Source organism: Nocardia sp. NPDC046473 (genome assembly GCF_040645995.1).
Lineage (GTDB): Bacteria > Actinomycetota > Actinomycetes > Mycobacteriales > Mycobacteriaceae > Nocardia.
The window spans coordinates 209,932-234,228 of the sequence record NZ_JBEYZJ010000009.1 but is presented as its reverse complement, the minus strand read 5'-3'; the positions used below and the strand labels follow the sequence as shown (position 1 = coordinate 234,228).

The following is a 24,297-nucleotide window of genomic DNA, read 5'->3' as shown; positions in this document are numbered from 1 at the left end:
CGCCAGCTGAGGAACCTTCCAATCTACTACTCGTCAATACGGCTCGACAACTAGCAGACCGTCGGCAAATATCCATCGGACGCGATGTTTGCACAGGTAGGCGACCGACCGGGGTTGCGGCCACGCCGCTGCTCCGGCCGGTCGGCGACCGATCAGCTCTCGGTGCGATCCCAATGGAACGGACAGTGCGTCCCGCCGAGCCCGATCGTGATGACGCGCTCGAACCGGAACCCGTGCTTCGCCGGATCGATGGCCCTGATCCAGTTCGCGTCGAACTCACACATCACCGGCGTCAGCTCGGGGGCCGAATGTGCCACCAGCACATCGTGATAGAAGCAGCGCACGACATCCAAGTGGTAGCTCTCGTCGTCGTCCACGGTGCGCGCAAAATCGAATCCGGCACCAAAGGCATACATTTCGCGCGCCTTCGACACCGCCACCATCGCGGCGAACGGATCATCGGCGGCGTCGAGCATCGCCCTCGTGCCCGCCTGAACGGGCTCCGCGAGCGGTTCGACGAACGCCGCCCGCAGTGCGGCAACGGTGACTTCCCGCCCGAGCCGAGGTCGCAAGGCCCGATAGGCGACCACCAACGCGAGCGTCATCCACAGGTTGTAGCGCGCGGACTCATCCACACCACGCTGCTCATCGGCGGCGGCCAGCTCTACGAGCGACGCACGCATACCGATGAACAGCTCATCGGGCAGGTCCGCATCCCGCAAACTCACCGCGAGATGGTCGAAGAATGCCTCGACAATCGCCGCCGAGTCGCCTGCCACATCGGGCACATAATCGTCTCCGGCAAGTCCGAAGCGGTCGGTGTTCATACTGCGTCCTTTCGAGACATCGCCGGTCTCGAAACACAGCACAACCCCACAGCAGAGAGTCGGCTGTGCCCGCCACCGACGAGCACGCCAACGCGCTCCACCGACCTACCTGGCGCTGACGATATTCATGGATAGTCCCGCGGCTGCGGAACATTCGCAGCATCCCACGCCCCACCACACCTGTCCAATGGTTCTGGCACAGGACAGCCTCGACGACCACAGGGTCGACACGATCGGATGGTCTGTCTAGACTGTCCAGATGGGGATACTTCAGTTAGAGCAGGAGGCGGGCACGGTGCAGTGGCAGGTTCAGGAGGCCAAGCAGCGGTTCTCGGAGATGCTGCGGGCGGCGGAGTCGGACGGGCCGCAGACCATCACCCGACATGGCGATGCGGTCGCGGTGGTCATCGATATCAACGAGTACCGCAAGCTGATGCGACCGGACATCAGCTTCGTCGACCATCTCTTGGTGACGTTCTCCGGCCTCGGCGACGAGGTTGCCGACGTACTGGACGAGGTCGAGAACGAGCGACAGCACAGCCTGCCGCGCGATGTCGATTTGTTCGACGACGCTGCGGGCTAACAGGGCCGGGTCATGAGCTACCTCATCGACACGAATGTTTTGTCCGAAGTGATGCGTCCGAAGCCCGCGCCCGCGGTACTCGACTGGTTCGCTCAGGCCCGCCTCGCCGACCAATGGTTGAGCGTGATCACGCTCGGCGAACTTCGCCGTGGCGTCGCGCTGCTGCGGCATCGGGGCGGTACAGCGCGAGCAGACAAATTCGAGCAGGCTATCGCCGACATCGAAACCAGGCACGGGGACCGGATTCTGCCGGTTACCACCGAGGTCGTCCGAATATGGGCGCGTATCAGCGTGCATTCGACCGACATGGCGGACGGGCTTATCGCGGCGACTGCGCTCGCGCATGGGCTCGCTGTGGTCACTCGTAATGTGAAGCATTTCGAGGAGACCGGGGCTGCAGTCATCAACCCCTTCGAGTGAGGGTCAGTGGGTGTCGAAGGCGCGGAGGAGTTCTTCGGCGGCCAGGGCGGCGGTTAGGGTGCCGTCGCGGACCTGTTTTTCTACCTGGGCGCGAATGGCTTTCACGTTGGGGTTGTCGGCCAGGCGGCGCAGGAGCTGGTCGTGCACCATGGTCCAGGTCCAGTCGATCTGCTGGCGGCGGCGTTTCTCGTCGAATTCGCCTGCGTCGGTGAGGACGCGGCGGTGTTCGAGGACGGTGGCCCAGAACTTGTCCAGGCCAATACCTTCCAGTCCACTCATGGTGAGCACCGGTGGACGCCAGAGGGCGTCGTGCGGGTGGATCAGCCGCAGCGCCCCCGCGAGTTCGCGGGCCGCCGACTTGGCTTCCAGCTCATGCTTGCCATCGGCCTTGTTGACCGCGACCAGGTCGGCGAGTTCCAGCACACCTTTCTTGATGCCCTGCAACTGATCTCCGGTACGCGCCAGGGTGAGGAAGCAGAAAACGTCGACCATATTGGCGACGGTGACCTCGGATTGGCCGACGCCGACGGTCTCCACCAGGATCACGTCGTACCCGGCCGCTTCGAGCAACACGATGGTCTCGCGAGTCGCCTTGGCCACCCCGCCCAGTGTTCCCGCGGTCGGCGACGGGCGAATATAGGCGTTGCGCTCCACCGACAGTCGCGCCATCCGCGTCTTGTCGCCCAGGATCGAGCCGCCGGTCCGAGTGGAGGACGGATCGACCGCGAGCACCGCGACCCGATGCCCCTTCCCGATCAGATCCATCCCGAGCGCATCGATGAACGTCGACTTGCCGACACCCGGAACACCGGTGATGCCAACACGATTCGACACCACCGCGGCTTCGGAGCTGTGCTTGTCCGGCGTCAGCCGCAGCAGCAACTGCTGCGCCAGATCCCGATGATCCGCCCGCGTCGACTCCACCAAGGTGATCGCCCGCGCGAGGGCGGCCCGCTCCCCCGCCCGCACCGCCTCGGCCATCGCCTCGACATCGATCGCCCGCCCCCGCCCCGCCGACGCACCGGACAACGACCGAAGGGCCCCCTCAGCGGTCGAGTCGGCCTGAAGGGCGCCTTGGGTCGAGGGGGCGGCGGACTTGTCGTCGCTCATTCCGCCTCGGCGGCGCTGTGGGTTTCGGGAGACAGCTCCGGGTGGCCGAGTTCAGTGGCGAGCTTCTTCAGCAGGTTGATGGCGGCGTCGGCGATGACGGTGCCGGGCGGGAAGATCGCCGCGGCGCCGGCTTCGTACAGCGCGTCGAAATCGCCGGGCGGAATGACGCCGCCGACGATGACCATGATGTCGGGGCGGCCCGCATCGGCCAGTGCCTGCCGCAGGGCGGGCACCAGCGTGAGGTGGCCGGCCGCCAGCGAGGAGACGCCGACGACGTGCACGTCGTTGTCGGCCGCCTGCTGCGCCACCTCTTCGGGCGTCTGGAACAGCGGGCCCACGTCGACGTCGAAGCCGAGGTCGGCAAAGGCGGTGGCGATCACCTTCTGGCCGCGGTCGTGGCCGTCCTGCCCCATTTTCGCGACGAGGATACGCGGGCGACGACCTTCCGCCTCGGCGAACTCCTCGACGAGATCGCTCGCCTTGGTGATGTTGCTGACCTTCCCTGCCTCGTCGCGGTACACACCGGAGAGGGTACGGATCTCGGCCTGATGCCGGCCGTATACCTTCTCCAGCGCGTCGGAGATCTCGCCGACGGTGGCCTTGGCGCGCGCGGCATTGATGGCGAGGGCCAGCAGGTTGTTCTCCATGCCGCCCGCCGAAGAGCCTGCCGCACGGGTCAATTCGGCCAGCGCGCGTTCGACCTCACCCGAATCCCGATCGGCGCGCAACTGCCGCAGCTTCTCGATCTGCTCGGCGCGCACCCGCGAGTTCTCGACCTTGAGGACCTCGACCTGCTGGTCCTCCTCCGCCTGATACTTGTTGATGCCGATCACCGGCTGTTGGCCGGTGTCGATCCGCGCCTGCGTGCGCGCGGCGGCTTCCTCGATGCGCAGCTTCGGAATGCCCTCACCGATCGCTTGCGCCATCCCGCCGTGGGCCTCCACCTCGGCGATGTGCGCGCGAGCCCGGTTGGCCAGCTGATGGGTCAGCCACTCGACGTAATACGAACCGCCCCAGGGATCTACCGGGCGCGTGGTCTTGGACTCCTGCTGGATCAGCAGCTGGGTATTGCGCGCGATGCGCGCGGAGAAGTCCGTCGGCAGCGCGAGCGCCTCGTCCAGCGCGTTGGTGTGCAGCGACTGGGTATGCCCTTGCGTCGCGGCCATCGCCTCGATGCAGGTACGCGCGACGTTGTTGTAGGCATCCTGCGCGGTCAGCGACCACCCCGAAGTTTGCGAATGTGTGCGCAGCGACAGCGATTTCGAGCTCTTCGGCTCGAACTTCGCGACCAACTCGCTCCACAGCAGCCGCCCGGCGCGCAGCTTGGCGACCTCCATGAAGAAGTTCATCCCGATGGCCCAGAAGAACGACAGCCGCGGCGCGAACTTGTCCACCTCCATGCCCGCGTCGATACCGGCCCGGATGTATTCGACACCGTCGGCGAGGGTGTACGCCAGCTCCAGGTCGGCGGTCGCGCCCGCCTCCTGAATGTGGTAGCCGGAGATGGAGATCGAATTGAACTTCGGCATCTTGGCGCTGGTGAAGGCGAAGATGTCGGAGATGATCCGCATCGAGGGTTTCGGCGGGTAGATGTAGGTGTTGCGGACCATGAACTCCTTCAGAATGTCGTTCTGAATAGTTCCGGCCAGCAGCTCCGGTCCGACGCCTTGTTCTTCTGCCGCAACGACATACAGCGCCAGGATGGGCAGCACCGCGCCGTTCATCGTCATCGACACGCTGACCTGGTCGAGCGGGATGTGATCGAACAGCTGGCGCATGTCGAGAATGGAATCGATGGCGACACCGGCCATTCCGACGTCACCCTGCACGCGCGGATGGTCGGAGTCGTAACCGCGATGGGTGGCCAGGTCGAAGGCGACCGACAGACCCTTCTGCCCGGCCTGAAGATTGCGGCGGTAGAAGGCATTCGAGTCCGCGGCGGTAGAAAAGCCCGCGTACTGGCGGATGGTCCACGGCTGGTTGACGTACATCGTCGGGTAAGGCCCGCGCACGAACGGCGCGACACCGGGCACACTGTCGAGCGGATAGCCCTCGGCGACAACACCATCCCGATCGGCTTTGGTGAACACCGGTGGCACGTCGATACCTTCGGGCGTCGACCACACCAACTGTTCGGGCGCATAGTGATTGGCCTTCGCAGCGTCACCGATGAAGGCCTCGACCTGCGCGGAGTCCACGGCAGCGGGCTCGGGCGCGTGCTCGGTCAGCGGCACCTCGGCGAAATTGCCTATCACGTGCTTGATTTCACCCTGGTTTTGAATATGACCCAGTGTCATCAGGCTCCTACCTTCTCCAGCAGGGCGGACAATGCGGCGACCGCATCGATCTTCGCCGCGAGATATCCGTCCGGACGCTGCGCGTCATCGAGCTCGGCGACCGCCTTCGCGGCACCGGCCAGCAACACTGTCTGCACGCCGGCGGCACGCAATTGCTGCACTGCCGCACCGGCTTCCGCGCCGTAGCGCTTGTCCGAACCACACACCACCGCGATCGGCGCACCGGCTTCGGTTGCCGCCGTGGCGATCGCGTCGACCGCCAACGGTCCGGGATTGCTGGACTCGATACCACCGGAGGCCAGCAGGTTCGCGATGAAGGTCACCCGAACGTTGTGTTCGGCGACCGAACCGAGCGGCACCAGCAGCGCTTTCGGCCGCGCGCCGTGCTCGGCCAGGTAGGCGTCGGACCGGTTGCGCAGCGCTTCGAAGGTGGCACCGTAGCGGGCCACCCCATCGTCGCGCCGCGCCGCCTCGGACAGCGGACGCTCGGCCAGGTTCGGGAACTCGTTCACGCCGGTCACCGACGTCTTCCGATGCGCGACATCGGAATCGCGTGCCGCCTTGGTCTCCGCGATGCGCTCGGCGAGCAGCCCGGAATCGAGCGCGGCGAGATAACCACCGGCCGCCTCGATCTCCTGCATGAACGCCCACGCCTTCGCGGCGAGCGCGCCGGTCAGGTCCTCGACATACCAGGAGCCCGCGCCCGGGTCCTGCACGAAGCCGAGGCGGGATTCCTCGAGCAGCAGCAGCTGGGTGTTGCGAGCCATCCGGTCCGCGAACGACTTCGAGACGCCGAGCTCACCGTCGGGCAGCGCCGAATCGAAGGTCAGCACGGTGACCGCGTCCGCCCCGCCGACGCCGGCGCCGAACGCCGCGAGGGTGGTACGCAGCAGGTTCACCCATGGGTCGCGCTGGGTCATCATGGCGGCGGAGGTCACCGCGTGCTGCGGCGCGCCGCCGAAATTCGGTGCGCCGCAGGCGTGCGCGACGCGAGCCCAAAGTTGGCGGGCGGCACGGAATTTGGCGACCGTCGCGAATTGATCGTCGGTGGCTGCGAAGCGGAAGGTCAGCTGTTCCAACGCATCCGCGATGTCCAGGCCCTCGGTGAGGGCACGCAGGTAGGTCAGGCCCGCGGCGACAGCGGCACCCAGCTCCTGGGCGTCGGAGGCGCCCGCGTTGTGGAATACGGTGCCGTCCACGGTGATCGCGCGCACCGTCTCGGCACGGGCGACCGCGGTCGCGGCCAATGTCACCGTCTCGCCGAGCGAAGTATCGGCGATTCCGGCGAACCTGCTGGTGAGCGGTGCCGCGCCGAGCGAGACGTGAATGTCCTTGCGCGAGGACGCCGCATAGCCGTCGAGCGCGGTGTACAGGTGCTCGGCCGCATCGGCGGTCGCGGTGCCCGCGTCCAAGGTCAGCGGTGCGAGGTCGAACAGCAGGCCGGACAAAGCGGCAGGCAGATCGGCGACCGGCACGCCCCGCTCGCCGACACCGAGCCATACGGCGCTGATGCCGTTGCCGAGACCGGCCATGATCTCCCGGTTGACCGCGGCAGCGTCGCCGCCGCCGAAGTGCGCGCTCACATGCCAGCCGCGGTGCACGTCGCGGGTGGCGTCGCTGCCCCGGACGAACGGATAGGTACCGGGCAGCGGCTGCTCGGGCAGCTCGTCCTTGCGCGTGTACAGCGGGGCGATGGTCAGCCCGTCGTAGGTCGTTTCATCGAGCAGATGCTCTGGCTCGTCCGGCAGTTCGGCGATTTCGACCCGCCGGACTTTCGCCAGCACCCCGGCCACGCCTTTGCGCCACGCGGCGAACTGCGGCACCGGATCCGCGCCCGTGGGCGCCGATCCCGGTCCGGGCTCTGAAGCAATCGGCATAGCTTGCTGTTCCTCTTCCACTCGACTGCAGGCGCACCCGTGATTGTGTGCCAAAACCACCGTATTCGCCCAGTTCAGCGACTACTTTGGTTAACGAGCATTCGTCCCGTTTCTTCTGATGCTAGCGGCAACTCCGCAACGCGTTGTCCCCTAGTACCACTACCACCCGGTAATCTGGCCCCGGTGACCAGGCTGATCCGTGACCCGCGCGTGCTCGCGTTGATCGTCGGTGTCGTCGCATTGTTCGTGGCGGCAATGCTGGTCCCGCTACCCAGTCCGCGGCAGATCCAAGACTGGGCGACCTCGGTCGGCCCGATCTTTCCGGTGCTGTTCTTCGTGGTGCACGCGCTCGTGACGGTCGCGCCGATCCCGCGCACGGTGTTCACGGTCAGCGCCGGACTACTGTTCGGTCCCGTGCTCGGCATCGCCCTCGCCGTCGGCGCGACGACGATCAGTGCCGCCCTTGCCATCCTGCTGGTGCGTGCGCTCGATCGCGAGCAGGTCGCGTCGCGACTCACCCATCCGGCCGTGCGCGCCGTCGATGATCGGCTACAGCGCCGCGGCTGGTTGGCCGTCGGCTCGCTGCGACTGATCGCCGCGGTTCCGTTCTCGGTGATCAACTACTGCTGCGGGCTGTCCTCGATCCGCTTCTGGCCGTACATGATCGCCACCCTGATCGGCGTCCTCCCGGGCACCGTCGGGACCGTCATCCTCGGCGACGCCCTCACGGGTACCACACACCCAGCGCTGATTGTGTTCTCCGCAGTGCTGATTGCCGTAGGTGTGATCGGCTTGGTCGTCGACGCTCGCTGGGGCAATCAGGGCATCGAGCTCGCCGAGGAACCCACACCGGCCACAGTCGCCGACTAGTCCACCGTTCGCCGCGGTGTTGTCAGTCCACGGTCAGTTCGATGGGTACTGCGATGACGTCGACCATTGCGCCGTTGCGCAGGACCGTGACCGGGAGTTTGACACCGATGGCATCGGCGAAGAGTTGACGCTGAATGCCTTGAGCGTCACGGACTTCCGCGCGAGCGACACTCAAGACCAAGTCACCACGGCGTAAGCCTGCTTCTTCCGCCGGGCCGCCGCGGACGACTTCCATGATGCGGACACCGGCGGCTTGGCCGGTGCGCGCGGCGACCGTAGCGGGGAGCGGCGCGGGCATGCCGACCAGGCCGAGGTAGGCGCGGCGGACCCGGCCGTCGGTATGCAGGGTGCCGATGATGCGGCGAGTGGTGGCGTTGATCGGAATCGCCAGGCCGAGGCCGATTCCGGCGACGGCGGTGTTGATGCCGACTACCCGGCCTGCCGAATCCGACAGTGCCCCACCGGAATTGCCCGGGTTGAGGGCGGCATCGGTTTGGATCACGTCTTCGATCACTCGTCCCGCGCGACGCGAGGCGACCGGGACGGCTCGGCCCAGCGCGCTCACCACTCCGGCGGTGACCGAACCGGCGAGGCCGAGTGGGCTGCCGACGGCAACCACCAGCTGGCCGACGACGAGTTCATCCGCGTCGCCCAGCGTGACCGCCCCGGGTGCGCCGTTGCGGGAGCGCAGCACCGCGAGATCCGACAGCGGATCGATGCCGACGACATCGAATTTGGCTTCCACCCCGTCGGCGAACACCACCTCGCCGCCGCTGGCCGACCCGACGACGTGCGCGTTCGTCAGCATGAAGCCGTCGTCGGTGAACACGACCGCCGAGCCGCTTCCCCGTCTGGTCCGCACGCTGGCCACGTGCGGCGTGACCGACGCGGCAACCCTGGTCACCGTGCGCGAATAGGCATCCATCGCGGCGTCATCGTCCACGTCGACCACCACCCCTGATTACACGTTTGCATCAACCCCTCCAGCATGCCCGCAGGACGCTCGGGGCGCACCGTGTTCACCACAGGCACAACCAATCGACGCCGTACCGTCGCCTGCCATCCGGCGCCGCGTACCGACCCGCCGCCGAACTGTTGCGTTCAACGCAATATTGGTGTGCAAACTATGCACTGGACATCATGCCACCGGCGACACAGACTGTGTTCACAGCGAACGCAGCTTTCCGGCCGCCCCGATCAGCAGGGGATTCGAATTCCGTTCAGCGACATCGCATTACGAGACAACATGCATCCGCATGGCCGCTGCGTGCGCAGTGACCGACGAACCGATACAGGAGTGAGCACTATGGCGAGGACCGTGCGACCGACGGCTTATGGAACACCGGAAGTCCTCGAGATCGTCGAGACACCCATCCCGCAGCCCGCCGTCGACGGTGTCGTCGTGGAAGTCCGCGCTGCCGGAGTCAACCCCATCGACTGGAAGATCTACAGCGGCGCCTTCCACACTGTGGACGACGAGCACAAGGATGCCGCCGGTGTCGCCGCCGACCTGCCTCGGCTCGGCATGGAATGCGCGGGCGTCGTCACAGCCATCGGTTCGGAGGTGACCGGGGTCCAGGTCGGCGATGAGGTCATCGTCTACCCGGCCTCCGGCGCCTATGCCGATTACGTCACCGCGCCCGTCGCCGCGCTGATCCCCAAGCCTGCCGATCTCGGCTGGCCCGAGGCCGGGTCGTTGATGCTCGCGGGCCTCACGGCAACACACGCCCTGCACGCCGCCGGCGTCGGTGCGGGCGACACCGTGCTCATTCACGGCGCCGCCGGCGGAGTCGGGTTGATGGCCGTGCAATTGGCCGCCGCGCTGGGCGCGACGGTGATCGCCACTGCCGCGGCACGCAATCACGAAGCGCTGCGCGGCCTCGGCGCCATCCCGGTGACCTACGGCAGCGGGTTGCTCGACCGCGTGCGGGCTGCCGCGCCCGGCGGCGTCACCGCCGCGGTGGACTGCGCGGGCAGCGACGAAGCGCTCGACACATCCCTCGAGTTGGTGGCCGACCCGCAGCGCATCGTCTCGATCACCGGCGGCGATGGCCGCCTGGCCGCCGGGATCAAGGTGCTCGGCTACGGGCCGGGCGAGGACGCGGGTACCGAGTTCCGGCAGGCCGCGCGGGCTGAGCTGGCGGCCCGTGCGGGCGCGGGTGAGCTGCTGGTGCTGATCGACAACGTCTACCCGCTACAGGAGGCAGCGAAGGCGCACCAGGCCGGAATCAGCGGACACGCACCCGGCAAGCTGGTACTTGTCCCGTAATCGCACCCGCGCGACGAAATCGACTGCCCGCGAACACCTCCCCGGCCACACCCCCACCACCCCGACCGAAGGCGCCCGGCAGCGGGTCCAGCCAACCAAAGGTCGCCTTCATCCGAAGCGAACCGGCCTACCGAAGGGCCCCTTCGGTAGGGCAGACGGGACGAAGAGCGCCTTCGGTCTTCCATTGGGCCGCAAGAAGTTACGCGGCGGGGCTCATGGTGGCACCCTCGAAGAACTCCGATTCGGTCATGCCTAGGCGGGTGGTGACCAGCTCGAGCGCCAAGCGGAGGACTTCTTGGGCGGTCGGGGCGACCACCTGGGACTGTTCGAGGCGGGTGGTTCCGCATTCGACCCGGACCCGGCAGCGCCAGCCTGCGCCGGTGGGATAGGGCTGGGGGCGGCCGATCAGGACGCTCATACGGACGCCGTCCCGGAGGAACTCGTTCGTGGCCAGCAGGTCGTCGTCGGGGGTGATCATCATGGTCATGTCACCCACGACCCAACACAGGCAATGTTGCAGCTACAAGTCGGTTCCGCATCGGATGCTCCCGGTATTACTCAACAGGCAGGGCACTTACGACTATCCGTTCGCTATGAACGTAGCTCGACACGCGCAACTCCGCAACATTTGAGCAAACATTTTGTCACGAGGCGGTTGACCCGCAGGTAGCCAGCGCGAAGCCCCGCACCTCGAAGCCGTCGAGGGCGGGGCTTCTCCGCAGTTCAGAGGTTACTTCCGGCGGCGGCCCGCCACCTGGCGATCCCCACCGCGAGGCCATCCCACTCGCCGAGGTCGCAGACCGACCCAGACGAGCCGGCAATCGGACCATTCGCCACGGCGGCAACCATCGACCCCGCCGCGAATGCGCCGATACAACCCTCCGGTAAATCCAATTTCGGCAACCCGACGATCCTGGCGTAAAGATTCGCGTCCATATCGCCGAAATGGTGTTGACACCCAAACATGCCATTCTGCCGATTCGCGAAATACATAGACATTCAGCACTATTCGGACCCGAGCAGAGGTCGGGCTCGTCAGCAGCGACGCGCCGCGATTACCGCCGACTTATCCAGTCAATGTGCGCTCGGACACCCATCACCCGCCCTGTGCTCAGCATCACCACGTAAACCCCTGCCGCTCAACCGCTTTCCCTTCCGATTTCACTGCCGCGTTACACATTCGGCACGCGATCGGAAATGTTCACCCCGGACGCTGTGCGCATGCGTCCGATGCGATCTCGACATCGTGTACATGTGCTGGCGTGTGACGTTTGCGGCCGTTTGCCGCACCCGCGCCGAGCACGATTGACGCTGGCCAAATTGGCTGCGGTATTTCCGGTCGAACTCGCGCTGCACGCGCTCGTCGTCTACTACGACCCGCCCTATTTGCTCACCGTGGCCCTGCTGACGATCAGCACGACAACGCTCATCATCTGGGTCGTCGAGCCCTCCGCGACGCGCATGCTCGGCGCGTGGCTGCACGGCCCCGAGCTCCGCAGCCGCGACGACGTCGACCGCGCGCCCACCCTGTGGCGCATCCGCGTCCGCGTCGACGATCGTCCCGGCCAGCTGGAGGCACTCGCCAGGCACCTGGCCCGTCGCGGCGCGAACATCCTCAATGTCCATGTGCACCAACTCGAATCGGGCGTCCTCAACGAGCTGGTCATCGCCGCGCCGACCGGCATCACCCCGGATGCCTTGTCGTCAGCGGTCGTGCACGCCGGCGGATCCGGGGTCCGCATCTGGCCCGCCTCCGCGTTCGCCCTGATCGACGGCCAGACCAAGGCACTGAGCATCGCGACCCGCGTCGCGGCCGATCCCGACGAACTCCCCCTCGCCATCGCCGAACTGCTCGGCGCCCGCTACCTCACCCCGGGCACCTTCACCCAACGCGACCTCACGTTCGACGGCACCACCCTGGTCGTGCCGTGGCAGCCGGACCGCCCGCTCATCTTCGTCCGCGCTGATGAACCTTTCACCCCGGCCGAGAACGCCCGCGCACACCGCCTCACCGACTTGGCCCGCAGCGTTACCAGACACGGCTGACGCACGGTCCCAACAGAATTCCGTCTACCTGCGTCATTGCAAGCACCTCTTGCCCTATCCGTCTGAGACGGTATCGTACTAGTAGTACCGCATACTGACGGTACCGAGCTCAATGAGGTGCGAGATGACCGAGCAAAGTGTGCGAGCCAGGGAACGCACGGGCAGTGGATACCCGAAGGCGCGGCGAATCAAATTCCGCTTCGGCGAGCCGGTGCCGATGTCGAAGTACTACGCGGGCGGCGACATGGTGTTCAGCCACTTCATCGCCGGATTGTCCGCAGGGTTCCCGCCCGGCGAGGAGTCGTTCATCCGGTCGGTGCGCCGGTTCGCGGACCAGATCACCGATCCGCTACTCAAGAAGCGGGTCGCCGGGTTCATCGGCCAGGAGGCGATGCACGGCCAGGAACATCGGCGGCTCAACGAGAAGCTGATCGAGATGGGTTATGCCATCGAATGGCTGGACGCACCGGAGGTCGTCGAACGGCAGAAGCGGTTCGAGCAGCGCCTCCCCGCCCGGCTGCATCTCGCAGCGACCGCGGCGGCCGAGCACTACACGGCGGTACTGGCCGAACGCGTGCTGTCCAGTCCCGAGATCCAGGCGCTGGCCGGTGACGAAGAAGTGCGAAATCTGTTGAACTGGCACGCTTTCGAGGAACTCGAGCACAAGTCGGTCGCGTTCGACGTGTACCGCGCGGTCGGCGGCACTGAGACGATGCGCATCCTCACGATGGCGACGTTGGTCGCGCTCACGCTCCCGCTCACCGCGGTCACGCTCACCGCGTCGATCAGCCGCGACCCGGACGCACGGCGGTACCCGCTGAGTCTGGCCAGAGAAGCCGTCACGCTGTTCCGCGGGCCGGTATTCCGCGGCATCGGCCGTGAGCTGGTGCTGTATCTGCGGCCCAACTTCCATCCCGACGACATCGACTCGCGAGAGTTGTTGGAGCACTGGCAGAAAGAGCTCTTCGGCACCGAAGGCAGCCTCGTCGATCACCTGAAGTAACCACTCACCGCAATCGAATACCCCTGGAATCAACGGAGATTCACATGACTACCAGCGTGCAGAAGAACGGCGCGGGCGGCTACCCGAAGGTGCGGCGGATGAAGTTCCGCTTCGGCGAACCGGAACCGATGACCAAGTACTACGCGGGCGACGACATCGTGCTCAGCCACCTCGTCGCGCTGCTCTCCGCCGCCTTCCCGCCCGGCGAGGAATCGTTCATCCGGTCGGTGCGCCGATTCGCCGAGCAGATCACCGATCCGGTGCTCAAGAAGCGGGTCGCGGCGTTCATCGGCCAGGAGGCGGTGCACGGCCAGCAGCACGGCCGATTGAACGAACAGCTGTTCGCGCTCGGCTATCCCCTGCCGCGCTTCGTGAGCGGGCGTGGCGGGCTCTTGCAGCGGGCCGAGCGGCTGGCACCGCCCGCCGCCCACCTCGCCATCACGGCCGCCGCCGAGCACTACACCGCGGTACTGGCGGCGCGGGTGCTGTCCAGCCCCGAAATCCAGCGACTCGCGGCCGATCCCGAGGTGCGCAACCTGCTCAACTGGCACGCGCTCGAAGAGCTGGAACACAAGTCGGTGGCGTTCGACGTCTATCGCTCGGTCGGCGGGCCCGAGTGGCTGCGGATCGCGGTCATGTCGGTGCTGTACGCCTTCACGATTCCGGTGGTCGGACTGGGCGTGCTCGCCTCGATCATCGCCGATCCCCCTGCCTGGCAGCCGATCACGGTCACCCGGCAGTCCTACCGACTGATTCGAGGACCGATCGTGCGCGGGCTGCTCAGCGAGATCCAGGTGTACCTGAAACCGGGCTTCCACCCGGACGACGTGGACACCGCGGCCCTGCTCCAGCAGTGGCAGACCGAATTGTTCGGCGCCGAAGGCGCGCTCGTGGATCGTGTCCGATGAGCGCGGTGCAGGCCGATCATGAAGTAGTCGTGATCGGCGCGGGGTTCGGCGGCATCGGGGCCGCTATCGCCTTGCAACGCAAAGGCATCCACGACTTCGTCATCGTCGACAAGTGGGATCGTGTCGGTGGAACCTGGCATGCCAACACCTATCCGGGTGTCGCCGTGGATATCCCGTCGTTCATCTACAGCTTCTCCTATGAGCAGCGCGGTGACTGGTCACGAATCTTCGCACCCGGCACCGAGTTGCGCGATTACGCCGAGGGCATGGTCGACAAGTACGGGCTGCGGCCGAAGCTGCGGTTGAACACGACGATCGTCTCGGCGGTGTTCGACGCCCAGGACAGCCTGTGGTTGCTCGGCACCGACGGCGGTCGCACGCTCACCGCCCGCTACGTCGTGATGGCGATCGGCGGGCTGGAACGGCCGAAGATGCCCGACATTCCGGGCCTGCACGACTTCGCGGGCACGCTGATGCACACGGCGCTGTGGGACGACGACGTCGCGCTCACCGGCAAGCGGGTCGCGGTGATCGGGACCGGTGCGACCGCGTTGCAGCTGGTGCCCGCGATCGTCGACGAGGCGGCGCATATGAGCGTCTTCCAGCGGACACCGATCTGGGTGTTCCCGAAATCCGATGCGGCCGTGGGATCGATCGGCCGCGCGATCCTCGAACGTCCCTGGGTGCGTTCCGGTATCCGGATGCTCGGCACCATCGCGACCGAGATCGGCATGGGCGGCATGGTGGCCGGTCCGACCTGGCTCGGCGACGCGGGCCGGCGGCTGGCCGAGATCCCGGCGCGCCGCTGGATGCGGGCCCAGGTGCATGATCCGGTCATCCGCGAGAAGCTGATTCCGGCCTACGGGCTCGGCTGCAAGCGGCCATCGATGTCGAACGACTACCTGTCGACGTTCAATCGGCCGGATGTCAGCCTGATTACCGAGCCGATCGGTTTCATCGGCGAACGCGGCATCACCACCGAGGACGGGGTGGAGCATCCGGTCGACGTGCTGATCTGCGCCACCGGATTCAAACTGTGGGAAAAGGATTCGATACCGCCGTTCCCGGTGACCGGCCGCAACGGGCTCGACCTCGGCGAGTTCTGGGACCGCAACAGATTCCAGGCCTACCACGGCGTCTCGGTGCCCGGGTTCCCGAATATGTTCACCATCACCGGGCCTTACGGCTTCGTGCTGGGCTCCTACATCTGGATGATCGAGGCCACGGCCGCGCACCTGAGCCGGGCCATCGCCGAGACCAAGCGGCGCGGTGCGACCGTATGCGAGATCAGCCAGCACGCGCACGACGAGTACTTCGCCAAATGTCTACGCCGCCAGGAGAAGAACTTCCTGTTCACCTCCGCCTGCGACGGGTCGAACACCTATTACATCAACAGCCACGGCGATTCACCGTTCCGTCCGTCCACGCACGGCGAGATGTACTGGCAGAACCGGCATTTCGATCTCGACGACTACCACTACCGGCAGCCCGTGCCCGCGCCGCGGACCGGCGCGATCCTCGAGGAATCCGTATGAGAATCACCAACATCCACCCGGAACTGGTGGTGGTGACCGGTGCGGGTAGCGGCATCGGCCGGGCCATCGCCATCCGGTTCGCCAAAGCGGGCGCGCACGTGGTGGTTTCCGATCTGGATCTGGATTCCGCGTTGGCGACCGAGGCGATGATCCACGCGCGCGGGCAGCGGGCCTCCGCGGCCCGGCTCGACGTCACCGACCCCAAGGCGTGGGAGGCGTTCGGCCGGGACGTGCTCGCGGATCACGGCGTGCCGGATGTACTCGTCAACAACGCGGGCATGCTGGTGAGCGGCGCGTTCGTGGATCTGACGCCCGCCGACTGGGATCGCCAGTTGAGTGTGAACCTGCTCGGCGTGGTGCACGGCTGCCGGGTGTTCGGGCAGCAGATGATCGACGACCGCAAGCGCGGGCACATCGTGAATATCGCGTCGGCGGCGGCCTTTACGCCGACGCCGGTGATGTCGGCGTATTCGGTGTCCAAGGCCGGGGTGAAGATGCTCACCGAGTGCCTGCGACTCGAGTTCGGGCCCAAGGGAATCGGCGTCAGTGCGATCTGTCCCGGGGTGATCAACACCAACATCGGCGAGCATGCCGTCACCGTCGGTGTCGATCAGGAGTTGATCGCACGCGGCAAGGAGGTAGCGCGACGGGTGCAGGAGGTGGCGGCGAAACTGCCGTTCTCGCCGATGAGTCCGGATCTGGTGGCGCGGGCGGCCCAGCGCGCGGTGCGGTACGACCTCGCCGTCGTTCCGGTGCGGACCGAGGCGTGGTTGGGCTACTTCATGCTGCGGATCGCGCCAGGAGTGAATCGGCGGATCACCCAGCCGTTGGATGTCGAGCGGATCGAACGGATCGGGCGGCGGATGCTCCGGTTGCTCGATCCGGTGTCCGTGACTTCCACAGCGGCGCAGCCGGTTTCCGCGCCGATCGAGGTGCCGAGGTAGCACGTTGAGCGAGCGCAGCGCGGACAAAGGTGTCCATGAGCTGAAGGTCAGTGCGGTGGTCGAGGAGACGGCCGATGCCCGCACCTTGGTCTTCGAGGTGCCCGACGAGCTCAGTGAGCGATTCCGGTATCGCCCTGGCCAGTTCCTCACTCTGCGGGTGCCGAGTGCCCGTACCGGCTCGGTAGCTCGGTGTTATTCGCTGTGTAGCAGCCCGCATTGCGATGATCGGATCGCGGTGACAGTCAAGCGGATCGCGGACGGTTATGCCTCGAACCTGATCTGCGACACCGTCGCGGTCGGCGATCTGATCACGGTACTGGAGCCGTCCGGTTCGTTCGGGCCGCGCGAGCTGGATGCCGATGTGCTGCTGTGCGCGGCGGGCAGTGGCATCACGCCGGTCCTGTCGATCATCAAATCCATAATGGTCGGCGGCCGTGGGAACGTTGTTGTGCTGTATGCCAATCGGGATCGGCGGTCGGTGATTTTCGCGGACGTGCTCGATGACCTGACATACCGCTACCCCGGTCGGCTACAGGTACTGCACTGGCTCGAATCCGAGCGCGGGCTGCCGACCGCGGCGGCCGTCGAGGAACTCGTCCGACCGCACTCCGGTCGCGATTGGTTTCTCTGCGGCCCTGCCGGATTCATGACAGTGGTCGGCGCCGCAGCGCACGCGCTGCGGGTGCCGACCACCCGCATCCACACCGAGGAATACCGATCCCTGCAATCGAATCCGTTCGATAAACCCATCCACACCAACGGAAACACACCACTCGGCGACGTAGCCGTTGTCGAGGTGGACATCGACGGAGAAACCCACATCCTGAAGTGGCCCAAGCACACTCCCCTACTGGATGTGTTGCTGGACAACGGAATCGACGCGCCCTACGTTTGCCGCGAATCCGCCTGCGGCACGTGCGTCTGCTCGGTGAAACAGGGACGCACCCGGATGCGGCAGAACGAGGCTCTCATCGATGACGAACTCGCCCTCGGACTGACCCTCGCCTGCCAGACCCTCCCCGAGTCACCCCGGGTGCACATCGCCTTCGACCAGTGACTCACTCCGGCTCGAACGCCAGGTGCGCCGGTTTCGCCACGTCGAACGGAAGGTTGTTGAGCTCGGCGACCCCGTCCAGCATGTTCCTGGCGATGATGCTCACATGCTGGGCGAACCGCTCGGTCGACATCACCTCGGCCCTGCTGCGGTTGGCGCCGAGCCACCAGTCGGTGGCCGAGCCGACCGCGCCGAAGATGGCATAGGCGGTCAGCTCCAGGCTGCCGGTGTCGACGTTTTGCCCTTCCAGCCGTTCCTCGACCATCTGGGCCGCCAGCAGCGCCGACCGCTGCGCCACCTCGATGGCGCGTTCGGGCTGTTCGGCCTGCTGGGCGAGCCGGCTGTGCACCAGGAACCGGAACACATCGGGCTGTGCCTCCACCACGGCGACATACTCGCCGGTGACGATGCGAATCAGCTCGGCCACCGAATCGGTGGTCAGGCTGATCTTCGCGAGCACCCGCTCCCACAGCATGCTCTGCACCCGATCCAGGATCGCCAGGTACAGATCGGTCTTGTCCGCGAAGTGCCGATACAGCTTCGGCTTGGCGCAGCCCGCGGCCCGCGCGATGTCGTCCATGCTCACGTCGGGGCCGTGCTCGGCGAGTGCCCGGAAGGCGGCGTCGACGAATTCGCCGCGCACCTGCTCCCGATGCGCGCGCCATCGTTCGGTCCTGGCATCCGGACGCGGCGCGTCGGGCGAGCTGCTACCGGCGGCCGTCATGCCTGTCATGATATTGAATGCCGAGCTCGGCCACGCGCTTCGGGCCACGACAAGGTCAGCGCAGCCAGCCCTTTCGCTTGATGTAGGCGAGCGGGATCACGGCGGCCACCAGGGTCATGAGGGTGGTGGCGAGAAAACCGTGCTGCCATTCCAGTTCGGGCATCCAGGTGAAGTTCATGCCGTAAAAGGTGGCGATCAGGGTGGGCGGGAGGAAGACCGCGGTGATGATGGTGAACACCTTGACGATCTGATTCTGTTTGACGTCGAGCCAGGTCATCACCGACTGCTGCAGGTAGCGCACCTTGTCGTGCTCGAAGCCCGCGTGCTGTTTCACCCCGTCCACGTCGGCGATCAGGATGGCAAGCAGGCTCTCCAGTTCGGCGCTGCGCACGGTGATATCGGCCATCAGATGTCTTGCGGCGCGGGCTAATTGGAGCTGGGTCTCCTGGGTGCGCGAGACGATCTCCTCGGCCGTGTTCATCCGCGACATGGTGCCGCGCATGTCGGCGACGCCGATCTCGCGACCGCGCTGGTCGTAACCGTTGGTGGCCATTTCGATCTCGTCGTTCATCGCCTCCAGCGCGTCGCTGGCGTAGTAGATCACCCGCTCGGACGCCTCGTTCAGCGCCCATAACAGCGCGTACATCACGCCGTGCGAGGAACCGGTGAGGGTCGGGTTGCGGCGCATCTTCGCGATCGCCTTGTCGAACGGGATGAAGTGCTCGTCCGGCTGCAGTGTCACCAGGAATTCCGGACCCAGTGCGAAGACGATGGTTTCGCGTTCGATGGCGTCGCCGCGCTTGTAGTTGGCGACGACCGGCAGGTAGAGGAAGTTGTCGGTCTCCCAGACCCGGTTGCGCGCGGCGGCGAAGTCGACGCCGAGCCGCTCGCGCAGTACCGCGGCGGTGTCGGCGTCGGTGGCGGCCAGCGGAATCCAGTGTTGTTGCAGGACTTCGGTGTCGAACCGGTCGGTGGTCACGGCGCTGGTGGGGGCACGCATCGCTACTGACCGTAGGACGAGTGGGCGGGCGAGACGGACGACGAGCCGACGGGCGCCTGCGGGTGGGCGTAATGCATCGTCAGCAGTCCCGCGCTGATCAGCAGATAGAGACCGACGGTGAACCAGATCGACTGCCGCTCCAAATTCGGTGCGCGGTGCGGTGTTTCGGCCTTCTTGAACATGATCGCCATGGCGGAACTCCAATGCTTCGTAGCGTCTGATGGTGACAACGTCTGGTGGTGACACGCCCGCCTGCCGCGGGCCGAGCGCGGACAGCAGGCAGCCGCGCCCGGATGCCGGTGCGGCCGTCGGGGACGGTCACACCGGCTACTCAGGCCGACGCCGTGCGCGCCGGCCCTTCGGGTCGAAAGAATGTTGAGAATTGGTGCCGCGTCAGGCGATCGGCCGGCCGCTCAGCTCGGCCGCGGATCGCGCGGGCAGATCAACGACGAACCGGCACAACCCGTTTCGCTAAGGCGGTCCGGCTAGAGACGTCGATACTGTCAACCGGCATCAGCCGCTCACCCCGCTTCGGTTGGTTGCTCACTACGCAGAATTGCGCACCCATTATTAGAAACCCGGCGTCGTACGTTCGTCAATCAGTTGCGCAAGTATTCGACTCCATGCCACGCTACGGACAGGTTGGAGGGCGGACGTGACCGAGCACGGCGAGCCGGGTCCCATCCCGGCGGCTCAACTACATGACGCGGCAGCGGTTTTCGGCATGCTCGCGGCCACCGCCCGGCTGCAGATCCTCTGGCTGCTCAGTCAGGGCGAACGCGACGTCGGCTCGCTGGCCGCCGAGATCGGGCAAACCGTGCCCGCGGTCAGCCAGCACCTCGCGAAGCTCAAACTGGCCGGCCTGGTGCACATGCGCAAAGAGGGTCGGCGCAACGTCTATGTGATCGCCGATCCCGGCATCGCCGACATCGTCCGCCTCGCCTTCCGGCACCACCGGCTGCACGGCGGGCGGTTGCCCGAGGGCCTGGGCGACTGAGAGCAAGATCGCGCCTGCTCAGGTCGCGTTTCGGCGGTCCGCTGGGTACCGTGACCTGGTCTGACCCGTTAATGATCCAGAAAGGGAGCGGTGATGAACCCGTTCTCTGTCCGCAATGCCGGACTTGCCGTTATTGCCCTGGCCGGATTGGTGACGGGATGTAGCAGCGTGAGCACGCCGGACGCCGCCCCCGCGGCGCCCGCGAACCCGTTCGCCGATTGCGCGCCGCTGACCAACCAGCAGATCAGCGACGCCGTGCACGCGGGCGGCCTGACCACGCACCACTCACCGCAGGTGTGCTACTGGGAGGCGCAGGTCGGCGACGGCGACGCGACCGTCAGCTTCACCTACTCCGCGCAGGACTCGCTGCAGCAGCTGTGGGACCGCGCCAGAGCCGACGGTTTCCAGACCGAGCACATGGTGATCACCAAACACGTCCTCGGCACGGTCACCGCGACCGCGTTCTACATCCGCAACCCGCACGACCCCGGCGACTGCGCGGTCACCGCCGCCGCCAACGGCGCCATCACCTGGCGGGTCCAGAACCGTTCGCGCACAACAGCACTCGATCCCTGCGCGGCCGCACTCGACCTGGCCACCATGATGGTCGACCTGTCGCCGTGAGTCTCAGAACAGGAAATACCGCTGGGCCATCGGGAGTTCGGTGGCGGGCTGCTCGGTCCAGACCTCGCCGTCGATGCGGACGGTGAAGGTGTCCGGGTCGACTTCGATGCGCGGCATGGCGTAATTGTGTGGCATGTCGGTCTTCTTGCGATCGCGAACGTTCTTGACCGGGGCCAGTTTTCGATTGATCCGCAGGCGGTCGGCGAGACCGTCGTCGATGGCCTGCTCGGAGACGAAATGCAGTGAGGTGGCGGCCGCGGCGAGCGGAGCCGCGCCGAACATCGGGCGGGGCAGCACCGGTTGCGGAGTCGGGATGGAGGCGTTGGCGTCGCCCATCGCGGCCCAGGCGATGGCGCCGCCCTTGAGTACCGCGTGCGGGCGGACGCCGAAGAAAGCGGGCTCCCACAGCACCAGGTCGGCGAGCTTGCCGACCTCGACGGAGCCGATCTCGTGGTCGAGGCCGTGCGCGACGGCCGGGCAGATGGTGTATTTCGCGATGTAGCGCTGCACCCTGGCGTTGTCGGCCGCGCCGTCGCCGGGCAGCGCGCCGCGGCGGCGTTTCATCACGTGGGCGGTCTGCCAGGTGCGCATGACCACCTCGCCGATCCGGCCCATCGCCTGGGAGTCGCTGCCGATCATCGAGATCGCGCCGAGGTCGTGCAGCAGGTCTTCGGCCGCAATGGTGGACGGGCGGATCCGGCTCTCCGCGAACGCGAGATCCTCCGGGATGGAGGCACTCAGGTGGTGGCACACCATGAGCATGTCGAGATGCTCGTCGAGGGTGTTGACGGTGTGCGGGCGGGTCGGGTTGGTGGAGCTGGGCAGCACGTTGAGATGCGCTGCGACGGTGATGATGTCGGGCGCGTGCCCGCCGCCCGCGCCCTCGGTGTGATAAGCGTGGATGCCGCGGCCCGCGATGGCGCCGAGGGTGTCCTCGACGAAACCGGCCTCGTTCAACGTGTCCGAGTGCAGGGCCACCTGGACGCCCGCCGCGTCGGCGACGGTGAGGCAGGCGTCGATCGCGGCCGGGGTGGAGCCCCAGTCCTCGTGCAGCTTGAAACCCGCTGCGCCGCCGCGCAATTGCTCCCACATCGCCTCGGCGCTGACGGTATTGCCCTTGCCGAGGAGCACGATGTTCATCGGCCAGCCGTCGGTGGCCTCGAGCATGCGGGCCAGATGCCAGGAGCCCGGGGTGACCGTGGTCGCCTTGCTGCCCTCGGCCGGACCGGTGCCGCCGCCGATCAGAGTGGTGATGCCGCCGCCGAGCGCCTCGTCCATCAGCTGCGGACAGATGAAGTGCACGTGACAGTCGATGGCGCCCGCGGTGAGGATGCGGCCGTTGCCCGCGATGATCTCGGTGGACGGGCCGACCACCAGGTCGGGGTGCACCCCGTTCATGGTGTCGGGGTTGCCCGCCTTGCCGATGGCGCAGATGCGACCGTCGCGAATGCCGATGTCGGCCTTGATGATCCCCCAGTGATCGATGATCACCGCGCCGGTGATCACGGTATCGGGGGCACCGTCGGCACGGGTCGCGCGGGCCTGGCCCATCGATTCGCGCAGCACCTTGCCGCCACCGAAGACCGCCTCGTCGCCCGCGAGACCCGGTCCGCCGCTGCGGTCTTCGGTGATCTCGACGAAAAGATCGGTGTCGGCCAGCCGAATTCGGTCACCGGTCGTCGGTCCGAACAACTCCGCGTACCGTGCGCGGCTCAACTCAGTCATCGTGCCCCTCCAGGGTGGCCGCGTCCAGGTGGCCGGGGGGCGTCAGGCTGATGCCGTGCACCTCGCGGGTGCCGCCCAGCGGGACGAGCGAAACACGTTGCCCCAAGCCGGGTTCGAAGCGCACCGCGGTGCCTGCGGGGATATCGAGGCGGTGGCCGTGCGCGGCGGCGCGGTCGAAGCGCAGCGCGGCGTTGGACTGCGGGAAGTGCACGTGGCTGCCGACCTGTACGGGACGGTCGCCGGTGTTCACGACGTCGAGTTCGATTCGCTGCGCACCCGCGTTGAGCTCGATAATGCCCTCAGCACAGAGGTATTCACCGGGAATCATGCCGCGCACATCCGCTCGAGGTCGGCACGCACGCGACGTTCGGTGCCCACCGGCAACCACTCGGAGTGATCTCTCATCCAGTCCTCCTAACCGATCGGATGATGGACGGTGACCAGCTTGGTGCCATCCGGGAAGGTGGCCTCGACCTGAACATCGTGGATCATCTCCGGCACCCCGTCCATCACGTCGGCGCGCGTGAGAACCGTTCGGCCAGAAGACATCAGCTCGGCGACCGAGCGTCCGTCCCGCGCGCCTTCGAGCACGTGGTCGCTGATCAGCGCCACCGCCTCCGGATGGTTGAGCTTGAGCCCGCGCGCCTGCCTGCGCCGGGCCAGCTCGGCCGCGTAGCTCAGCAGCAGCCGTTCCTGCTCATGCGGCGACAGTCGCATCCGGGCTCCTCACCGGGTCGGTTCATGGGTGACGGTCATTCTGGCACGCCCGTTCCGGCGACGCGGGACGAGCGTCTCGGCGGGCGGCTGCGCGCTCTCCGGCCGAGTGGCTGTGGCGTCCCTGACCGGAGGCTGCGTCAGTCCTCAGCCGGGCAGGTTCTGCAGGCGAACCTGGCCGCGCGCGACCACTCGCCCTTCTTCGTCGGTGATCACTACCTGCCACAGCTGCTGCAGCCTGCCGCGGTGGATCGGGGTCGCCTCGCCGACGAGGTTGCCGTCACGGACCGCCCGCAGAAAGTCGGTGTTGTTGTTCACCCCGACGACAGTCCCCTTTGCGCCGTACCAGATTCCGCCGGCGACGCTGGCGAGCGTCTCGATGACGGTGCTGTAGACGCCGCCGTTCTGGATGCCGGCGGGCTGGTACAGGTGCGGCTTGACGGTCCACTCACCGCGCACCCGGTCCGGGGTCGTTTCCGTGTAGCGCAGGCCGATCAGGTCGGAGAACGTGCCTTCGCTGACCTTCGTCATCTGCTCCGGCGTGATGGTCGCGAGCCAATCCGCCGCCCGGGTCTCCTGGTCTGTCATGCGGTCCACTTTTGCACAGCGGCCACGGCCCGATTACCGCTGGCTCGCCGTGAGCGGTCGCTCGTTGCGCCGCAGGAGAATAAGCGATGGGCTCCACGGCTAGACGTGGAGCCCATCGCGGCAATGGATCGGGGGTCACCGCAGCCCTCGGGACTCTCGACCAATCCTTACGCCGGTTATGA

General features: G+C 66.6%; 25 protein-coding genes. 12 read left to right on the top strand and 13 right to left on the bottom strand.

All coding sequences use genetic code 11. The features are described 5' to 3' along the window. Positions 1-152: 152 nt before the first annotated feature. Positions 153-827 (bottom strand): L-2-amino-thiazoline-4-carboxylic acid hydrolase, encoded by a 675-nt coding sequence (locus tag ABZ942_RS31505; RefSeq protein ID WP_357388371.1) that lies wholly within the window; start codon positions 825-827, stop codon positions 153-155. A 259-nt stretch (positions 828-1,086) separates the two neighbouring features. On the opposite strand from ABZ942_RS31505, the gene ABZ942_RS31500 reads away from it, so the two are divergent. After that, positions 1,087-1,410 (top strand): type II toxin-antitoxin system Phd/YefM family antitoxin, encoded by a 324-nt coding sequence (locus tag ABZ942_RS31500; protein WP_357388369.1) that lies wholly within the window; start codon positions 1,087-1,089, stop codon positions 1,408-1,410. A gap of 12 nt (positions 1,411-1,422) precedes the next feature. Next, entirely contained in the window at positions 1,423-1,830 is a 408-nt protein-coding gene (locus tag ABZ942_RS31495; protein ID WP_357388367.1) for a type II toxin-antitoxin system VapC family toxin, read from the top strand. A gap of 3 nt (positions 1,831-1,833) precedes the next feature. Here the strand turns inward: ABZ942_RS31495 and meaB are convergent, their stop codons facing one another. Genes meaB through ABZ942_RS31480 form a run of 3 tightly spaced genes read right to left on the bottom strand, consistent with a single transcriptional unit; the run spans position 1,834 to position 7,114 of the window. Next, positions 1,834-2,940, bottom strand: a complete 1,107-nt coding sequence (gene meaB, locus ABZ942_RS31490; protein WP_357388365.1) for a methylmalonyl Co-A mutase-associated GTPase MeaB — start codon at positions 2,938-2,940, stop codon at positions 1,834-1,836. Then, entirely contained in the window at positions 2,937-5,237 is a 2,301-nt protein-coding gene (scpA, locus tag ABZ942_RS31485) for a methylmalonyl-CoA mutase (protein ID WP_357388363.1), read from the bottom strand. The genes meaB and scpA overlap by 4 nt, the downstream gene beginning before the upstream one ends. Next, the gene (locus ABZ942_RS31480; protein WP_357388360.1) at positions 5,237-7,114 is read right to left on the bottom strand and encodes a methylmalonyl-CoA mutase family protein; all 1,878 of its coding nucleotides are present in this window, start codon (positions 7,112-7,114) and stop codon (positions 5,237-5,239) included. The genes scpA and ABZ942_RS31480 overlap by 1 nt, the downstream gene beginning before the upstream one ends. A gap of 183 nt (positions 7,115-7,297) precedes the next feature. On the opposite strand from ABZ942_RS31480, the gene ABZ942_RS31475 reads away from it, so the two are divergent. Further along, positions 7,298-7,984, top strand: coding sequence for a TVP38/TMEM64 family protein (locus ABZ942_RS31475; protein ID WP_357388358.1), 687 nt, complete (start codon positions 7,298-7,300; stop codon positions 7,982-7,984). Positions 7,985-8,006: 22 nt separating this feature from the next. Here the strand turns inward: ABZ942_RS31475 and ABZ942_RS31470 are convergent, their stop codons facing one another. Next, positions 8,007-8,909: a trypsin-like peptidase domain-containing protein gene (locus tag ABZ942_RS31470; RefSeq protein ID WP_357389010.1), complete on the bottom strand. Its 903-nt coding sequence runs from the start codon at positions 8,907-8,909 to the stop codon at positions 8,007-8,009. Between the two features lie 381 nt (positions 8,910-9,290). On the opposite strand from ABZ942_RS31470, the gene ABZ942_RS31465 reads away from it, so the two are divergent. After that, entirely contained in the window at positions 9,291-10,253 is a 963-nt protein-coding gene (locus ABZ942_RS31465; protein ID WP_357388356.1) for an NADP-dependent oxidoreductase, read from the top strand. Between the two features lie 199 nt (positions 10,254-10,452). On the opposite strand, the gene ABZ942_RS31460 is transcribed toward ABZ942_RS31465, so the two are convergent. Next, positions 10,453-10,740, bottom strand: a complete 288-nt coding sequence (locus ABZ942_RS31460; RefSeq protein ID WP_357388354.1) for a hypothetical protein — start codon at positions 10,738-10,740, stop codon at positions 10,453-10,455. Between the two features lie 734 nt (positions 10,741-11,474). On the opposite strand from ABZ942_RS31460, the gene ABZ942_RS31455 reads away from it, so the two are divergent. From ABZ942_RS31455 to ABZ942_RS31430, 6 genes are all read left to right on the top strand, one after another. Beyond that, positions 11,475-12,299 (top strand): amino acid-binding protein, encoded by an 825-nt coding sequence (locus ABZ942_RS31455; protein WP_357388352.1) that lies wholly within the window; start codon positions 11,475-11,477, stop codon positions 12,297-12,299. A 124-nt stretch (positions 12,300-12,423) separates the two neighbouring features. After that, complete coding sequence (locus ABZ942_RS31450) at positions 12,424-13,302, top strand: metal-dependent hydrolase (protein WP_357388350.1); 879 nt, start codon at positions 12,424-12,426, stop codon at positions 13,300-13,302. 44 nt (positions 13,303-13,346) lie between these two features. Then, entirely contained in the window at positions 13,347-14,210 is an 864-nt protein-coding gene (locus tag ABZ942_RS31445) for a metal-dependent hydrolase (RefSeq protein ID WP_357388348.1), read from the top strand. After that, positions 14,207-15,745, top strand: a complete 1,539-nt coding sequence (locus tag ABZ942_RS31440; protein ID WP_357388346.1) for an NAD(P)/FAD-dependent oxidoreductase — start codon at positions 14,207-14,209, stop codon at positions 15,743-15,745. Before ABZ942_RS31445 ends, ABZ942_RS31440 begins: the two co-directional genes overlap by 4 nt. Further along, positions 15,742-16,689, top strand: a complete 948-nt coding sequence (locus ABZ942_RS31435; protein ID WP_357388344.1) for an SDR family NAD(P)-dependent oxidoreductase — start codon at positions 15,742-15,744, stop codon at positions 16,687-16,689. Before ABZ942_RS31440 ends, ABZ942_RS31435 begins: the two co-directional genes overlap by 4 nt. Positions 16,690-16,693: 4 nt before the next feature. Further along, entirely contained in the window at positions 16,694-17,746 is a 1,053-nt protein-coding gene (locus ABZ942_RS31430; RefSeq protein ID WP_357388342.1) for a ferredoxin--NADP reductase, read from the top strand. A gap of 1 nt (position 17,747) precedes the next feature. Here the strand turns inward: ABZ942_RS31430 and ABZ942_RS31425 are convergent, their stop codons facing one another. From ABZ942_RS31425 to ABZ942_RS31415, 3 genes are read right to left on the bottom strand one after another with little or no spacing between them, the layout of a single operon-like run. Continuing rightward, entirely contained in the window at positions 17,748-18,467 is a 720-nt protein-coding gene (locus ABZ942_RS31425) for a TetR/AcrR family transcriptional regulator (protein ID WP_357388340.1), read from the bottom strand. A gap of 55 nt (positions 18,468-18,522) precedes the next feature. After that, entirely contained in the window at positions 18,523-19,467 is a 945-nt protein-coding gene (locus tag ABZ942_RS31420) for a CorA family divalent cation transporter (protein WP_357388338.1), read from the bottom strand. Between the two features lie 2 nt (positions 19,468-19,469). After that, positions 19,470-19,658 (bottom strand): hypothetical protein, encoded by a 189-nt coding sequence (locus ABZ942_RS31415; protein ID WP_357388335.1) that lies wholly within the window; start codon positions 19,656-19,658, stop codon positions 19,470-19,472. A 464-nt stretch (positions 19,659-20,122) separates the two neighbouring features. Between ABZ942_RS31415 and ABZ942_RS31410 the strand changes: the two genes are divergently transcribed. Both ABZ942_RS31410 and ABZ942_RS31405 read left to right on the top strand, forming a co-directional pair. Beyond that, positions 20,123-20,464, top strand: a complete 342-nt coding sequence (locus ABZ942_RS31410; RefSeq protein WP_357388333.1) for a metalloregulator ArsR/SmtB family transcription factor — start codon at positions 20,123-20,125, stop codon at positions 20,462-20,464. Between the two features lie 93 nt (positions 20,465-20,557). After that, entirely contained in the window at positions 20,558-21,088 is a 531-nt protein-coding gene (locus ABZ942_RS31405) for a DUF3558 family protein (RefSeq protein WP_357388331.1), read from the top strand. 3 nt (positions 21,089-21,091) lie between these two features. Here ABZ942_RS31405 and ABZ942_RS31400 read toward each other — a convergent pair whose 3' ends face one another. The 4 genes from ABZ942_RS31400 to ABZ942_RS31385 form a co-directional block, all read right to left on the bottom strand. Continuing rightward, complete coding sequence (locus ABZ942_RS31400; RefSeq protein WP_357388329.1) at positions 21,092-22,813, bottom strand: urease subunit alpha; 1,722 nt, start codon at positions 22,811-22,813, stop codon at positions 21,092-21,094. Next, on the bottom strand, positions 22,806-23,141 hold the full coding sequence (locus ABZ942_RS31395) for an urease subunit beta (RefSeq protein WP_357388327.1): 336 nt from the start codon (positions 23,139-23,141) through the stop codon (positions 22,806-22,808). The genes ABZ942_RS31400 and ABZ942_RS31395 overlap by 8 nt, the downstream gene beginning before the upstream one ends. Positions 23,142-23,227: 86 nt before the next feature. Next, positions 23,228-23,530 carry an urease subunit gamma gene (locus ABZ942_RS31390; protein ID WP_357388325.1) on the bottom strand — a complete coding sequence of 101 codons (303 nt, stop codon included), beginning with the start codon at positions 23,528-23,530 and terminating at the stop codon, positions 23,228-23,230. A 144-nt stretch (positions 23,531-23,674) separates the two neighbouring features. Continuing rightward, positions 23,675-24,115, bottom strand: coding sequence for a PaaI family thioesterase (locus ABZ942_RS31385; RefSeq protein WP_357388323.1), 441 nt, complete (start codon positions 24,113-24,115; stop codon positions 23,675-23,677). Between the last annotated feature and the right edge of the window lie 182 nt (positions 24,116-24,297).